The organism is Capnocytophaga sp. G1920 (assembly GCF_051417515.1).
The window spans coordinates 44,178-59,283 of record NZ_JBPRKH010000007.1 but is presented as its reverse complement, the minus strand read 5'-3'; the positions used below and the strand labels follow the sequence as shown (position 1 = coordinate 59,283).

Here is a 15,106-nt window from a genome sequence, read left to right as displayed (position 1 = left end):
GTATACCTTACATACTCTGCCCTCGCATACTTTATCCCTACGTAATGCGATGTAAAACAGAGTTTTTAATTAACCGTTAATCATTAATCATTAAATTCTGATACCAGCAGGAAGTATGTCTTTACACTCCTTATTACGTTTAAAAAAAGCAATAGCCACAGGGCAAACGGGCACTACTCTATATTTTTTCTCAGCTACTAAGGCTATTACCCCTTTAAAGAATTCATCAATGAGCGCTTCGTCCGTCGTTTCAGGTAGCAATGTTTTGGTAAAGAATATCTTACGCTCCTGAATAGCGTATTCTACAAAGGCAAGTTCACCGTTGATTTTGGCTTGGTATTGACGTGAAAATTCGCTGTCTATTACTTCCATTGTACTATGTTTTTAATTAGTAATATTCGTTATTTGACAAAAATGTTGTACTTTTGCTTCTGTCTAGATAAGAGATAAGAAGTAAGAAATGAGCGTTATACCTCATTCACATACCTAACTATCGTTAGTTTTTACTTTTTACCTATAACCTGTTACTCATTTAAAATTTGGTGCAAAGTTACTTATTTTTCGTAAAAAAGCAATATCAAATGAATATAAAAGATAATCTTTCTATTTATTTAATGCCTGGAATGGCTGCCAGCCCTAAGATTTTCGAGCGTTTGCAATTCCCCAACAATTTCCGTGTGCACTTACTCGACTGGATTACTCCCGAAAAAGAAGAAAGTCTAGCACACTATGCAGGACGTATTGCAGTAGCAATTACCGAGCCTTCTCCTGTGCTCTTAGGGGTGTCATTTGGAGGAATTATTGTACAAGAGATAGCCCAACAACTGAACGATTATCGAAAAATAGTCCTCATTTCCAGCGTAAAAACACAGTACGAACTGCCTAAAAAAATGCTTTTGGCACGTTATACAAACCTGCATAAGTTATTGCCCACTCGTACTATCAGCGATTTGGAGTTTTGGAAAAGATTTTCTTTTTCTGAACTGATGACCAAACGAATAGCTCTATACGAGAAATATATAGGAATGCGCTCTCCAGCCTATCTCGATTGGTCAATAGACCGCATAGTGAATTGGCAACAAAAAGAACCTTTACCCCACACAGTTCACATTCACGGAGATAAAGATCCTGTTTTTCCTATTCAGTATATAAAAAATGCTATTGTAGTAAAAAATGGTACTCATATTATGATTATCAATCGGTATAAATGGTTCAATGAAAACCTTTTAAATATATTGCAGTCAAATTAGAAAAGTACAAGATTAAAAGAGTCTTGCTATTTTTTCTGCAAACGAATCTAAACATAGATGTCTAATATTCAATATTCAAATAACTTTTCTTTGCCTTAGGTTCGTTATTCCTTCGTTCATCGTTCGTCTTTTGTTCGTTGTAGAGCCACTGTAGAGCCACTGTAGAGCCACTGTAGAGCCACTGTAGACCCACTGTAGAGCCACTCTAGAACCTCTTGTTGTTTGTCTTATAATTATTTATCTGTATAGCTTGTCCCGTCATTCGTCTCTCGTCATTAGTTTGATATTATTGGCATTACGGTATTAGCGAATCTATATTTTTTTCTTTTCTCTTTTCACTTTCCACTTTTTTTTATACCTTTGCCCCGTTTTTAGTGAAAATGGCAATATCTCTCATTCAAAAATACAATGTAGCTGGGCCTCGCTATACTAGCTATCCTACTGTTCCCTATTGGGATAGTAGTACTTTTTCTACTGAAAAATGGTTGGAGAGCTTACGAAAATCCTATGCTGAGAGCAATAGTACTGAAGGGATTAGCCTATACATTCATTTGCCTTTCTGTGAGAGTCTTTGTACTTTCTGTGGTTGTCATAAACGCATTACTAAGCGTCACGAAATGGAAGCTCCTTATATAGAGGCAATACTTAAAGAATGGCAGTTATACACTAATTTTTTGGAAGAACGCCCTCGTATTAAGGAAATACACTTAGGGGGAGGTACACCTACCTTTTTTGAACCTTTGCAGTTGCGCTGTTTGATAGAAGGTATTTTTGAACGTGCTGATAAAGCTGATGCTCACGAATTTAGTTTTGAAGGTCATCCTAATAATACCACTGAAACTCATCTACAAACGCTTTACGACTTAGGTTTTAGGCGTGTGAGTTATGGTGTACAAGATTATTCGCCTAAGGTACAAAAAGCCATTCACCGCATTCAACCTTTTGAGAATGTACAGCGTGTTACCCAGCAAGCCAGAGCTATCGGCTATACCTCTGTAAGCCACGATTTGGTCTTTGGTTTGCCGTTTCAAACCTTAGACGATGTACTCTTCACCATTGATAGGAGTAACACTCTTCGTCCCGACCGTATTGCTTTTTATAGCTATGCGCACGTACCTTGGATAAAAGGCAGTGGACAACGTGGTTTTAAAGATGAAGATGTGCCCACAGGCGAAGTAAAACGAGAGCTGTATGAAGTAGGAAAACAATACTTATTGAAAGCAGGATATGCCGAAATAGGAATGGATCACTTTGCTTTACCTACTGATAGTATGTATAAGGCTTTCAAAAATCATCAATTGCATCGTAACTTTATGGGCTATACAGCCTCCAAAACGCAAGTGATGATAGGCTTAGGAATGTCTTCTATCAGCGATAGTTGGTACGGTTTTGCCCAAAACGAGAAAGATTTAGATGCTTATTATGCACGTCTTGAGAAGAATGAAATACCCGTGTGTAAAGGGCATATTCTCAATAAAGAAGATTTAATTATTAGGCGTCATATTCTCAACTTGATGTGTCAGTTTAGTACTTCTTGGAACGACGAATCTCTTCAGTTTCCTGAAATAGCAGAAGTAATGGCACATCTACAAGAGATGCAAAACGATGGTTTACTGCATATAGCAGGTAATCATATAGAAGTCCCCGATGAGGGAAAACCTTTTATTAGAAATATCTGTATGGCTTTTGATTTGCACTTGCAACGCAAAATGCCTAATACCAAAATATTTAGTATGACTGTGTAAAGTTATACTTAACCATCATAGTGATTGAGTTTTTTAGTTAGTGATGAAAAGGGACAGTTGTGAAATTCGTCCCTTTTCTTTTTGTATTTCCGAAAAAAGTATTATTTTTGCCCCGAATTAAGTAACAAATTATTTTTATAAACTTAAAATGAATCATTATGGGATTTTTAAAAGAATTTAAAGAATTTGCCGTAAAAGGTAACGTAGTCGATTTAGCCATCGGGGTTATCATCGGGGCTGCTTTTGGTGCTATTGTATCATCATTAGTGTCTGATGTTATTACCCCTTTGTTATTAACACCTGCTTTGAAAGCTACGGGTGCTGAACACTTAGAAGGTTTGGTATGGAATGGAGTAGCTTATGGTAAGTTTCTTGCCGCTGTAATTAACTTCTTCTGTATTGCACTTGTATTGTTTATGCTTCTAAAAGGTATCAACAAGCTAAACAAACAGAAAAAAGAAGAAGAGGCTCCTGCTACACCAGCTGGTCCTACTCAAGAAGAGTTACTTACTGAGATTAGAGATTTATTGAAAAATAAATAAGAAGAATTTCGTGTAACCGCAACACTACACATTTCAACAATTGTTTAACTAAACCACGCTATATAAGGCGTGGTTTTCTATTTCAGAAGAATTATCTTATCCGTTAAGAGCGTTTACATTAATATAAGGGTTTTGTAGCTTATCTTTCAAGATGACTTCAATTCCCTTTTTTAAGGTTAGGGTAGAGGAGGGGCAACCACTACAAGCTCCTTGCAGTATTACCTCTACGTAATGCGTTTCTGGATTGTACGAAATAAACTGAATATTTCCTCCATCAGAGGCTACAGCAGGCTTTACAAACTCATCTATAATAGCTACAATTTGTTTTGATACCTCATCGTTAGTAACCATAGAGAGTAGGCGTTCTTGTATTGCTTGCTGATGTCGTTTAATTTCAGAAGAAGAAATAAGTATGTGTCCTTCTGAAAGATAATTCTTAATGAATTCTCGTATATTAGAAGTAACCATTGCCCACTCTTTGTTATCTTTTTTAGTAACTGAAATATAGTTATCATCAAAAAATACCTCCTCAATAAAAGGAAACTGAGTAAAAAGAGCTTTAGCCATAGGAGCCTCATCAGTTTCCTCTATATGCTTATATTCTATAATGGTAGGAACAAGACGTTTATTGGCTACAAACTTCATTACCGAAGGGTTAGGTGTTGTTTCAGCATATATAGAAATAACCTTCTTTTGTTCACCCTCAGTACTTACAATTTCTCTCCCTGACTGTAAATAAAATAACACTTGCTGTGCTACTTCTTCTTGTACGTCTTTCCATTCTATAATTGGAAATCGTTTCAATGCAATAAAATTACTCGAGATATATACTGTCTTTACAAAAGGAAGGTAAAACAGCTCTTTTGCTAAGGGTGAGTTTTTAGCTTCATCAATATTTTTATACTCGTAACTACCTTTTACTAAGGCTTTATTCGCCTCTAATTTAATAATATCAGGACTCGAAGTAGGCTGTACAGATAGAGTAATATCAGTCATTTATTTTTTAGATTTAAGAAGAAAAGTTAAGAGTCTTTTCTACCAAAGTCTGCAGGATTTTCGCCCCACGCTTTGGTTTCCCATTTGAGAATACGATTAGGGTAAGTGTTTTCTTGTAGCCATTTTTCAGCACGAGTTATTAGTTCAAATATTTTTGCATTATCAGCTGTCTTTCCAAGCTTAGTTTTACATACTTTTTGTTGTACCCAGCGCATTGCTATTTCACTATCCGAATAAATAGGCATCGTAAGATTGCGTTGTTTTAAGAATGCCAAAGCGTGTACTATAGCCAAAAACTCCCCTATGTTATTGGTGCCATCTTTCATAGGTGTGAGCCTAAAAATCTCGGCTTGTGTTTCAGTATCTACCCCCCGATATTCCATTATACCAGGGTTACCGCTACAAGCAGCATCTACCGCAATAGAAGGCAAAATAGGCTTCCCAATAAGTTTTAATGCGCCTGATGAAAGAGCAGGCTCTTCTATCTTTTTACCTTTATACGTTTCATAATTCCCTGCATAGGCTTTTTGTGCCATTTCTTCTGTAGGAAAACTTTTGTATTTAGCATTCGGAAAATTATTAACAGCCTTCTTACATTCAGCCCACGAGGTAAAGACCCCCGTTTGGTGTCCCTCCCATACTACATAATACTTCTTTGCCATCTCACAAAATAAATAGGATTGCCAAAAAGAATATAACAGCTACTATTGCTACAATAACAATATTGCTATTTTCTTTTTTAATAATAGTTTAAAAAACATCTCCTTCTTTTAGCTTCTCAGCATTTTCAGCCAATTGAAGTTCATCGATAAGACGTTGTACATCACCATTGATAACATTTTGCAAATCATAAAGGGTAAGACCTATGCGGTGGTCGGTTACGCGTCCTTGCGGATAGTTATAAGTGCGTATTTTAGCTGAGCGGTCACCACTGGAAACCATTGATTTCCTACGAGCAGAATCAGCTTCCATCTTCTTTGCTAGCTCCATTTCGTACAAACGTGAACGCAATACTTTAAGCGCCTTTTCAAGATTCTTGTGTTGCGATTTCTCATCTTGGCAACGTACTTCAATGCCTGTAGGAATATGTTGCAACTGAATAGCCGAATAGGTTGTATTCACCGACTGTCCTCCGGGTCCCGTAGAAGTAGTACGAATGATTTTCACATCAGCCATATCAAGTTCCACATCAAATTCTTCTGCTTCTGGCAATACAATTACAGTTGCTGCCGAAGTATGTACACGCCCTTGTGTCTCTGTTTGAGGCACTCGTTGTACACGATGTACTCCTGCTTCAAATTTTAAGGTACCATATACATTGTCACCCGTTACTTCAAAGATAATTTCTTTATACCCGCCAGCAGTTCCTTCATTAAAGTCCATTACTGAGGTACTCCAGCCTTTACTTTGGCAGTATTTGGTGTACATACGGTATAGGTCGCCTGCAAAGATTGAAGCCTCGTCACCACCTGTTCCTGCACGAATTTCCATTACCGCATTCTTAGCATCTTCGGGGTCTTTTGGGATGAGCATATATTTGATTTCTTCTTCTAACTGAGGTAAACGCTCTTTGCTTTCCTCTAATTGTAACTTTGCCATTTCCACCATTTCGGCATCACTGCCATCAGCAATAATTTCCTCAGCTTCTTGTAGGTTTCCAGTTACGTTTATAAACTCATCACGCTTATCCATCAGCTCTTTAAGGTCTTTATATTCCTTGTTGAGTTGGATATAGCGCTTTTGGTCTGCAATAATATCAGGTTGAATGATTAAGTCCGAAACTTCGTCGAAACGTTGTTTTACGATATTTAATTTGTCGAGCATTTTTTATCTTTAAATTCTATTTGGGGTGCAAAAGTAGTAATAATATTAGTAAAAAACAAAAATAAAAGGCTGTTCTTAAATGAACAGCCTTTTGAATATGGTTATCTAAATAATTACAATTTAGGAGCTCCAGCAAGGACGTCAGCACTTGCACCTTCAGCGAATTTTTTGTCTTTGAAGTTTTGTACAAATGATTCAGCCAATTCTCTCAGTTTAGCACTGAATTGTGCTTTGTCACTCCAAGTATTTTCTGGGTTCAAGATGCTTTGGTCTGATACACCTTCACAAGATTGAGGTACTTTGAAGCCAAAGATAGGTAATTCTTTGTACTCAACATTGTTAAGTTTGCCGGTAAGAGCCGCAGTGATAAGAGCACGAGTATCTTTCAAGCTACATCTTTTCATTTTTCCGTTGTAACCAGTGTTTACCAACCATACGTTTACGCCAGTTTCTTTGATTTTCTCAGCCAAACGTTTTCCGTATTCAGCTGGGTGAAGTGGCATAAAGGCAGCACCGAAACAAGCAGAGAAAGTTTTTTGAGGGGTAGTGATACCTACCTCAGTACCGGCTACTTTTGAAGTATAACCAGAAACGAATTGGTAAGCAGCTTGTTCAGGAGTCAATTTAGAGATTGGAGGCAATACACCATAAGCATCAAAAGTAAGGAAGAAGATGTTCTTAGGATTGTGTCCTATAGAACCTGGCTGGATATTTGCGATGTAGTAAATAGGATAAGAAACACGAGTGTTTTCAGTGATATCAGTGCGAGAGAAATCAACTACACCTTTATCATCCATAATTACGTTTTCAAGGATAGCACCTTTCTTAATAGCTCCAAAGATTTCAGGTTCTTTTTCAGCAGTAAGGTCTACTACTTTAGCATAGCAACCACCTTCAAAGTTGAATACCGTATTTTCAGGAGTCCAACCGTGTTCGTCGTCACCAATTAAATGACGGTTAGGGTCAGCTGAAAGAGTAGTTTTACCAGTACCTGATAAGCCGAAGAAGATAGCAGTATCACCACCTTTACCTACGTTAGCTGAACAGTGCATTGGCATAGTGTTGCGGAACACAGGCAATTCAAAGTTCATAGCTGAGAAGATACCTTTTTTAATTTCTCCGGTATAACCTGTACCACCAATCAAAGCAATTTTTTTGGTGAAGTTCAAGATAGCGAAGTTAGCTTGACGAGTACCATCTACAGCAGGGTCAGCTTCAAAACCAGGTGCATTTACTACCAACCAATCTTCTTTGAAAGAAGGAAGTTCGCTATCATCTATACGCAAGAACATATTGTAAGCAAAAAGGTTGCTCCAAGGAAGCTCAGTAATGGTACGAATGTTAGTACGGTATTTAGGATCTGCACAAACATAACCATCGTGAACGTAGATTTCTTTGTTAGATAAGTAAGCTACTACTTTTTCATATAGTTTGTCAAATTTTGCAGGTTCAAAAGGAATGTTAATACTTCCCCACCATACGCGATCTTTGGTGATATCATCTTTTACGATGAAACGGTCTTTAGGAGAACGCCCTGTAAATTTACCTGTTTTAATAGCAATAGCTCCTGAAGAAGCTTCAACGCCTAATTTTTTATCCAAAGTTTCTTGTTGTAGTTCGTCAGCAGTTAACTGATAACGAACATTAGCGTTCTTAATTCCGTATTTATCAACGGAAAGTGTTTTTGGTTTACTCATAATGTCTTAAATTTGATATTAATTTAACAATTCTTTTTTATCTAATAGCAATATAAAATTGCCTCAATTTTTGAGAGGTCTCTCAAAAACCGGTGCAAATGTACAAATTAATTTTGATACTGAAAAATATTTTTTAATGTTTTTTTGAAGTTATTTTTACGAGTATTTATAACAACTCTATATACTCCTTATTTACCTGTATTTTCAAGCTCTAATAAAAGATTTTTAGGTTTTATAATAACACTCTAAATCATCTTATCTTTACTTTATTTCCATTTATCCTTCGTTTATTCTTTATTTGCCTCTGTGGCTCGCACTATCATTTATTTGTTCCTTATTCGTCATCTATTCGTCTTTTCTCTATCTGCCCGTGCGACTCGCACCATCATTTATTCGTTCTTTATTCGTTCTTTATTCGTTCTTTATTCGTTCTTTATTCGTTCTTTATTCGTTCTTTATTCGTTCTTTATTCGTTTTTTCTCTATCTGCCCGTGCGGCTCGCACCGTCATTTGTTCGTCATTTGTTCGTCATTTGTTCGTCATTTGTTCGTCATTTGTTCGTCATTTGTTTATCTGCCTGTGCGGCTCGCACCTGTCCGTGTGACTCACACCGTTTTCACTAAAAAAAGTGTCTGAGAAATTATAGCTAACTCTCAGACACTTTATTTAATCTAACTTACTTATTTTATTATAGGTTAAATGTAAAAAACTTCTCATATTAATTCGCTACTTCACTAATAAATTTCAATCGGTAGATTCTTAGTTCATCATCTTCGTAATCACCAGCAAACTCTTTAGAGGCTAACGATATTTTGTCGCTTTCAGCTTCCATAAAGTATTCGTGAAGCTCTTCTTGTTGCTCTTCATCAAAGATTTCATTCACCCAATAATCGATATTTAGCTTGGTACCGCTGTATACTATTTGTTCCATTTCTTTGAGAAATTCGTCCATCTCCAACCCTTTGGCTTGGGCGATGTCGGGCAATGGCAATTTGCGGTCTATATTCTGAATGATAAACAATTTCAAAGCTGAGTTAGATCCGGTAGTTTTTACTATTAAATCCTCAGCGCGTACAATGTCATTCTCTTCTACGTAACGCTCAATGAGCTTTACAAACTCACTACCATATTTCTTAGCCTTGCCTTCCCCTATACCGTGTACATTAGTAAGTTCCTGAATAGTAATAGGGTATTTGAGAGCCATATCTTCTAGCGAAGGGTCTTGGAATACCACAAACGGAGGTACTCCTTTTTGTTTGGCTACTTTCTTACGCAAATCTTTGAGCATTTCAAGAAGTACAGGGTCGGCTGCTACGGCATTAGCACTGTTGATATCTTCGGGTTCTTCTTCATAACTGTGGTCTTCAGTCATCATAAATGAAGGTACATCTTTTAAAAACTCTTTTCCTTTGTCGGTGATAAACATCACTCCGTAAGTTTCTATATCTTTACGTATGAGTCCGTTTACCATTACCTGACGGAGGAGTGCCATCCAGTAAGCATCGTCTTTTTCCTTCCCAATGCCAAAGAACTCTTGTTCGTCAATACGGTGTGCTTTGATAATAGCACTCACTTTTCCAATAAGCGTATTTACAATCTCTTTAGCTTTAAATTTCTGTTTGGTAGCAATAATTACGTTTAGTAATTTCACCACATCGTCTTTGGCTTCTTTCTTTTCTTTAGGGAAACGCACATTATCGTCCATATTAGCACCTTCACCATTCACTTCGTCAAACTCTTCACCAAAGTAATGTAAGATAAATTTACGGCGCGAACTAGACGTTTCGGCATAGGCTACAATATCTTGCAAGAGTGCTTGTCCTATTTCTTGCTCAGCTATAGGTTTACCTATCATAAATTTTTCCAGCTTCTCTACATCTTTATAAGAATAGAAAGCCAAGCAATGCCCTTCACCACCATCACGACCGGCACGTCCGGTTTCTTGATAGTAACTTTCTATACTTTTAGGAATATCGTGGTGAATTACAAAGCGCACATCGGGTTTGTCAATACCCATACCAAAAGCAATAGTTGCAACTACCACATCTACTTCTTCCATCAAGAACATATCTTGGTGTTTGGCGCGTGTTTTGGCATCTAATCCTGCGTGATAAGGCACTGCCGAAATGCCGTTTACTTGCAAGGTTTGCGCGAGGTCTTCCACCTTTTTACGGCTAAGACAGTATATAATCCCTGATTTTTTACTGTTCTGTTTCACAAAACGAATGATATCGGCATCTACATTTTTAGTTTTAGGGCGTACCTCGTAATACAAGTTTGGGCGGTTGAACGACGACTTAAACACGTTAGCCTCCTGCATTCCTAAGTTCTTCAAAATGTCTTCTTGTACCTTAGGAGTAGCCGTAGCAGTAAGCGCTACAATAGGTATATTACTGCCCAAACGCTCGATAATGGTTCTAATATTGCGGTACTCAGGACGGAAATCGTGTCCCCATTCCGAGATACAGTGCGCCTCATCTACCGCTACAAAGGAAATAGGTACTGTTTTGAGAAAGTTAGCATATTCCTCTTTGATAAGCGACTCGGGGGCGACGTATAGCAACTTAGTCTTACCTGCACTGATGTCTTCCATTACCTCTCGAATTTCATTTTTAGTAAGCGAAGAGTTTAGCACGTGGGCAATACTATCAGTTGACGAAATACCACGCATAGCATCTACTTGGTTTTTCATCAAAGCGATAAGCGGAGAGATAACAATAGCAGTCCCCTCCAAGACTAAGGCAGGTAATTGGTAACACAATGATTTACCACCACCTGTAGGCATAATAACAAAGGTGTTCTCTTTATTAATTACGCTGGTAATAATTTCTTCTTGATGCCCTTTAAACGCTTCAAACCCAAAGTAGTGTTTCAGGGCATTGTGTAAATCATCTTTTGTCATTTCCATATTAAAAAATCTTCTGTTTTAGTGTTGAGTTTTTCTGTTATTACATTCAATTTACAAATATACGACATTTTTCTAAACCACAAAAATTTTTGATAAAAAAATATTGTCACACTTATAAATTTTCTTTTATAAAGCTACTAATGGGAAAAGCCTATATGGCTCCCAAAATGCGAGCTTTGTCAGAGCTTGACTTTTCCAAATATGAAATTTTCTCATTCGATAAACTTAATTCTACGTGTTTAAAACGGCATTTAGAGAGTTAGGGGAGAAGGCGAAAAGAAAAAATACATCCTTATATTTTTTACTTTTACAATATTATAAAGGGAGTAAAGAGGATAAAATTTGCATTGTATTTTTCACAATAAGAAACCGATACTCTTGAAAATATGATAATTGTTACTAACTTTTATTGCCCCCTATAGTGGTAATATCATATTATTTTTGTATTTTTGCACGCTGAAAAATCATTAAGAATAAAGATTATTGTTAAAGACTTTTTAAATCTCAAATTCTTACCTCTTAACTATAAAAATGTACGCACTATTCAAAAAAGAAATCCGTTATTTCTTCACTTCGCCCATTGGTTTTACTATCATTGGGCTCTTTATCGTGCTCAACGGCTTGTTCCTATGGGTCTTTAAAACAGATTACAACATTTTCAATGCTGGTTTCGCCGATATGTTGCCTTTTTTTAGGCTTTCGTCTTGGGTTTTTGTCTTTTTAGTACCCGCTCTTACGATGAGAAGCATCTCCGAGGAGAAAAAAAGCGGTATGTTAGCCCTTTTGTTCACCAAACCGGTCAGCACCCTGCAAATGGTGCTCGGCAAGTACTTGGGTATTCTCTTCTTACTCTTTGTAATCCTTTTGCCGTCAGCCCTGTACGTCTATATGGTATGGGTGTTGGGCAACCCCGTAGGCAACTTAGATATAGCTGGCACTGTAGGGTCTTACATTGCCTTGTTTTTGCTGGTAGCCACTTTTGCCTCAGTAGGCTTATGGGCGTCGTCTATAAGTAGTAACCAAATCATTTCCTTTGTGTTAGCGGCCTTTCTGTGCTTCTTTTTCTTCTTTGGTATCGACCAACTTATTGCCTTTGTAGCCCCCGAAGATTTTGGTGGGGTAGGCTTCCAAACGCATTTCGATGCTATCAGTAGGGGAGTGCTTGACACCCGAAATATCGTGTATTTCCTCTCTGTTATCTCATTTTTCATATATCTCACTACCTTATCACTCAAAGCCTACAAACGATGAAAAAACTCTTTCAAAACTCTATTAGCAAGGTAGTTATAGCCTTAGTTTGCCTCCTTGCAATTAATTATATAGCCAAACAATGGCACACGCGGATAGACCTCACTCAAGACAAACGTTATACGCTCTCTGAGGTGAGCAAGAAAACACTTGCTAAAATACAGAATCCTATCGTGATTGATGTATTGCTCAAAGGCAATATCCCTACCGAATTTAAGAAATTACAGACTGAAACAATTCAGTTATTAGACGAGTATGCTGTTGCCAATAACAACATTATCGTCAATTTTGTAAATCCATTAGAAGGGGAGGAGCACCCCGAAAGTGTGATTCAAGAACTGATAAATAATGGCTATCAGCCCCTGCAAATCACCCAAAATGAAGCGGGAAAATCTTCTATTGAGTATATTTTCCCTTGGGCAGTGATTAGCGATGGCAAGAAGAGTGAGCGCGTTCGTCTCTTTGTGAACAAACTCGGCTCTACCGACCAAGAGCAGGTACAGAACTCAGTACAGAAATTGGAATACAATTTTACCGATGCGCTCTATAAGTTTGCTTTAGATAAAAAGAAGAAAATCGCAGTGCTCAGAAGTAATGGTGCTTTAAAAGATATCTATATGGCCGACTTCCTCAAAACAGCGCGCGAATACTACTTTATAGCACCTTTCACCCTCGATTCAGTGGCTACTAACCCCGAGAAGACTCTACACGACCTCGAAAAATTCGATTTACTACTCGTACCTAAGCCTACTGAGCCTTTCACCGATGCCCAAAAGCAGGTCGTAGACCAGTATATAATGAATGGCGGTCGTGCTCTATGGCTGATTGACAATGTAGCGGTTTCCTTAGAAGATATGTACAAAACAGGTGGAATGACAATGGCAATGCCCGTCAATCTAAACCTTACTGATATGTTTTTCCAATATGGTTTCCGTATCAATTACACTTTGGTAAACGATTTGTACTTTTCTGAAATCATTGTAGCCACAGGCGATGGCTCTCAAACCCGTTATATGCCTATTCCTTGGGTGTATAATCCACTGGTGATTTCAGGCAATAATCACCTTATCAACAATCATTTAGATGCAGTGAGGTTTCAGTTTGCCAATAGCATCGATACGCTGAAAAACGGAGTGAAGAAAACAGTGCTTCTCGCCAGTTCACCTTTCTCAAAAGCCGATGGTACCCCTCGCGAAATCAATTTGCGCTTCGACCCCAATAACCAGAATAAAGAAGCCTACAAACACGGAAATATTCCCTTAGCAGTGCTTTTGGAAGGAGAGTTTAACTCAGTTTATAAAAATCGTATTCGCCCCATAAGCCTCAAAGAAAAATCCGATAGAAGCAAACCTACCAAAATGTTGGTAGTAGCCGATGGCGATATTATCAAAAACGATATAGATAGCAAAAATAATATTCCCTTAGAACTCGGTTTTGATAAATGGACAAGCAAATATTATGACAATAAATCCTTCTTGCAGAATGCTTTAAACTATCTTTTAGACGATACTGAGTTTTTGAGTTTGCGCAATAAGAAAGTTCAATTAGCTTTCTTAGACAAACAAAAAGTAGCTGAAAGTGTCAGCAGTTGGCAAATAAAAGTATTTGTGTATCCATTATTGCTTTTGATATTGGTAATGCTTTCAGTATTATATTTTTATAGGAAGAAGAACATAAGAAGAGAATAAAATGAAAAGAGTAGTAGTAGGACTTAGTGGGGGAGTAGATAGTAGCGTAGCTGCCTATTTGTTAAAAGAACAAGGCTATGAGGTAATAGGCCTTTTTATGAAGAATTGGCACGATGATTCAGTTACTATTTCCGACGAATGTCCTTGGTTAGAAGATAGTAACGATGCGCTTTTAGTAGCCGAAAAGCTCGGTATTCCATTCCAAACAGTGGATATGAGTGAACCCTACAAAGCCCGTATTGTCGATTATATGTTCAATGAATACGAACACGGCAGAACGCCCAATCCCGATGTGTTGTGTAATCGCGAAATCAAGTTTGATGTCTTTATGAAGCTCGCCCTTAGTTTAGGTGCCGATTACGTAGCAACGGGACACTATTGTCGCAAAGAAGAAATAGAGATAAATGGTGAAAAAATCTACCGATTACTATCCGGGAAAGATGAAAATAAAGATCAATCGTATTTCCTATGTCAGCTTTCACAAGACCAACTTAGTAAATCACTTTTCCCTATTGGAGAATTGCAGAAATCGGAAGTAAGAGCCATTGCCAAAGCTCAAGATTTGATAACCGCTGATAAAAAAGATTCTCAGGGACTTTGCTTTGTAGGAAAAGTACGTTTACCCGAGTTTCTACAACAAAAGCTACAACCCAAACAAGGCGATATTATTGAAATCTCCAATGATTGGAAAGGATATACTGACTTTGATATGCCACGTACTTTTGAAACTTATGAAGGTGAATTGGAGTATTTGTCACAACGTTTTGTGTATCAACCCGAAGACGGTAAAAAAGTAGGTATCCATCAGGGGGCTCATTATTTTACCAAAGGGCAACGCAAGGGCTTAAATGTGGGAGGAACCAAAGAACCTTTGTTCATCATAGAAACTGATATTGAGAAGAATATCATCTATACAGGACAAGGACACACACATCGCGGATTGTTCCGCAGTGCTTTGTTTATCGCAACCCCTGATGAACATTGGATTCGAGAAGATTTGGCATTAAAAGTATATGAATCGAAAGAGTTTATGGTACGTATACGCTATCGTCAGCCATTACAGAAAGCGGTTTTATATAAAGTCGAAAACGGTTTGTATATTCATTTTTCAGAACCCCAAAGTGCTATTACTGAGGGACAATTTGCTGCCTGGTACAGCGGAGATGAATTAGTGGGTAGCGGTGTTATTTCATAGAAAAAACACCTAT

Annotated in this window: 13 protein-coding genes; 6 read left to right on the top strand and 7 right to left on the bottom strand. The window is 37.6% G+C overall.

The genetic code is table 11. The features are described from left to right. Positions 1–90 precede the first annotated feature (90 nt). Positions 91–372: a GNAT family N-acetyltransferase gene (locus ACSQ7D_RS05795; RefSeq protein ID WP_002672042.1), complete on the bottom strand. Its 282-nt coding sequence runs from the start codon at positions 370–372 to the stop codon at positions 91–93. Positions 373–581: 209 nt separating this feature from the next. On the opposite strand from ACSQ7D_RS05795, the gene ACSQ7D_RS05790 reads away from it, so the two are divergent. Beyond that, a complete protein-coding gene (locus ACSQ7D_RS05790; RefSeq protein ID WP_128090614.1) occupies positions 582–1,250 on the top strand; it encodes an alpha/beta fold hydrolase in 669 nt (222 codons plus the stop codon). A gap of 61 nt (positions 1,251–1,311) precedes the next feature. Here ACSQ7D_RS05790 and ACSQ7D_RS05785 read toward each other — a convergent pair whose 3' ends face one another. Next, positions 1,312–1,443 (bottom strand): hypothetical protein, encoded by a 132-nt coding sequence (locus tag ACSQ7D_RS05785; RefSeq protein ID WP_437135205.1) that lies wholly within the window; start codon positions 1,441–1,443, stop codon positions 1,312–1,314. 187 nt (positions 1,444–1,630) lie between these two features. Here ACSQ7D_RS05785 and hemN point away from each other — a divergent pair, with 187 nt between their 5' ends. Then, positions 1,631–2,995 carry an oxygen-independent coproporphyrinogen III oxidase gene (hemN, locus tag ACSQ7D_RS05780; protein WP_437135204.1) on the top strand — a complete coding sequence of 455 codons (1,365 nt, stop codon included), beginning with the start codon at positions 1,631–1,633 and terminating at the stop codon, positions 2,993–2,995. Between the two features lie 158 nt (positions 2,996–3,153). Continuing rightward, positions 3,154–3,537 (top strand): large conductance mechanosensitive channel protein MscL, encoded by a 384-nt coding sequence (gene mscL, locus ACSQ7D_RS05775; protein WP_009417159.1) that lies wholly within the window; start codon positions 3,154–3,156, stop codon positions 3,535–3,537. Between the two features lie 96 nt (positions 3,538–3,633). On the opposite strand, the gene ACSQ7D_RS05770 is transcribed toward mscL, so the two are convergent. The 5 genes from ACSQ7D_RS05770 to recQ all read right to left on the bottom strand — a co-directional run bounded on the left by ACSQ7D_RS05770 (position 3,634) and on the right by recQ (position 10,962). Then, positions 3,634–4,533: a NifU family protein gene (locus ACSQ7D_RS05770; RefSeq protein WP_437135203.1), complete on the bottom strand. Its 900-nt coding sequence runs from the start codon at positions 4,531–4,533 to the stop codon at positions 3,634–3,636. 26 nt (positions 4,534–4,559) lie between these two features. Continuing rightward, complete coding sequence (locus ACSQ7D_RS05765; protein WP_437135202.1) at positions 4,560–5,195, bottom strand: ribonuclease H1 domain-containing protein; 636 nt, start codon at positions 5,193–5,195, stop codon at positions 4,560–4,562. A gap of 88 nt (positions 5,196–5,283) precedes the next feature. Then, positions 5,284–6,357: a peptide chain release factor 1 gene (gene prfA, locus ACSQ7D_RS05760; RefSeq protein ID WP_308765860.1), complete on the bottom strand. Its 1,074-nt coding sequence runs from the start codon at positions 6,355–6,357 to the stop codon at positions 5,284–5,286. A 113-nt stretch (positions 6,358–6,470) separates the two neighbouring features. Next, positions 6,471–8,054, bottom strand: coding sequence for a phosphoenolpyruvate carboxykinase (ATP) (gene pckA, locus ACSQ7D_RS05755; RefSeq protein ID WP_437135201.1), 1,584 nt, complete (start codon positions 8,052–8,054; stop codon positions 6,471–6,473). 718 nt (positions 8,055–8,772) lie between these two features. Further along, a complete protein-coding gene (gene recQ, locus ACSQ7D_RS05750) occupies positions 8,773–10,962 on the bottom strand; it encodes a DNA helicase RecQ (RefSeq protein ID WP_009419726.1) in 2,190 nt (729 codons plus the stop codon). 531 nt (positions 10,963–11,493) lie between these two features. Here recQ and gldF point away from each other — a divergent pair. The 3 genes from gldF to mnmA are packed head-to-tail and all read left to right on the top strand — an operon-like array spanning position 11,494 to position 15,093. Further along, positions 11,494–12,213, top strand: a complete 720-nt coding sequence (gldF, locus tag ACSQ7D_RS05745) for a gliding motility-associated ABC transporter permease subunit GldF (RefSeq protein ID WP_278589925.1) — start codon at positions 11,494–11,496, stop codon at positions 12,211–12,213. Further along, complete coding sequence (gene gldG / locus ACSQ7D_RS05740; RefSeq protein WP_437135200.1) at positions 12,210–13,898, top strand: gliding motility-associated ABC transporter substrate-binding protein GldG; 1,689 nt, start codon at positions 12,210–12,212, stop codon at positions 13,896–13,898. Before gldF ends, gldG begins: the two co-directional genes overlap by 4 nt. A 1-nt stretch (position 13,899) precedes the next feature. Next, positions 13,900–15,093 carry a tRNA 2-thiouridine(34) synthase MnmA gene (mnmA, locus tag ACSQ7D_RS05735; protein ID WP_437135199.1) on the top strand — a complete coding sequence of 398 codons (1,194 nt, stop codon included), beginning with the start codon at positions 13,900–13,902 and terminating at the stop codon, positions 15,091–15,093. Positions 15,094–15,106 lie beyond the last annotated feature (13 nt).

Bases quoted from the DNA above. Each gene is read 5' to 3' on its own strand.
- gldG (WP_437135200.1), top strand. From the start codon at position 12,210: ATGAAAAAACTCTTTCAAAACTCTATTAGCAAGGTAGTTATAGCCTTA.
- ACSQ7D_RS05795 (WP_002672042.1), bottom strand. From the start codon at position 372: ATGGAAGTAATAGACAGCGAATTTTCACGTCAATACCAAGCCAAAATC.
- hemN (WP_437135204.1), top strand. From the start codon at position 1,631: ATGGCAATATCTCTCATTCAAAAATACAATGTAGCTGGGCCTCGCTAT.
- mscL (WP_009417159.1), top strand. From the start codon at position 3,154: ATGGGATTTTTAAAAGAATTTAAAGAATTTGCCGTAAAAGGTAACGTA.
- ACSQ7D_RS05790 (WP_128090614.1), top strand. From the start codon at position 582: ATGAATATAAAAGATAATCTTTCTATTTATTTAATGCCTGGAATGGCT.
- gldF (WP_278589925.1), top strand. From the start codon at position 11,494: ATGTACGCACTATTCAAAAAAGAAATCCGTTATTTCTTCACTTCGCCC.
- ACSQ7D_RS05765 (WP_437135202.1), bottom strand. From the start codon at position 5,195: ATGGCAAAGAAGTATTATGTAGTATGGGAGGGACACCAAACGGGGGTC.
- mnmA (WP_437135199.1), top strand. From the start codon at position 13,900: ATGAAAAGAGTAGTAGTAGGACTTAGTGGGGGAGTAGATAGTAGCGTA.
- recQ (WP_009419726.1), bottom strand. From the start codon at position 10,962: ATGGAAATGACAAAAGATGATTTACACAATGCCCTGAAACACTACTTT.
- pckA (WP_437135201.1), bottom strand. From the start codon at position 8,054: ATGAGTAAACCAAAAACACTTTCCGTTGATAAATACGGAATTAAGAAC.
- prfA (WP_308765860.1), bottom strand. From the start codon at position 6,357: ATGCTCGACAAATTAAATATCGTAAAACAACGTTTCGACGAAGTTTCG.
- ACSQ7D_RS05770 (WP_437135203.1), bottom strand. From the start codon at position 4,533: ATGACTGATATTACTCTATCTGTACAGCCTACTTCGAGTCCTGATATT.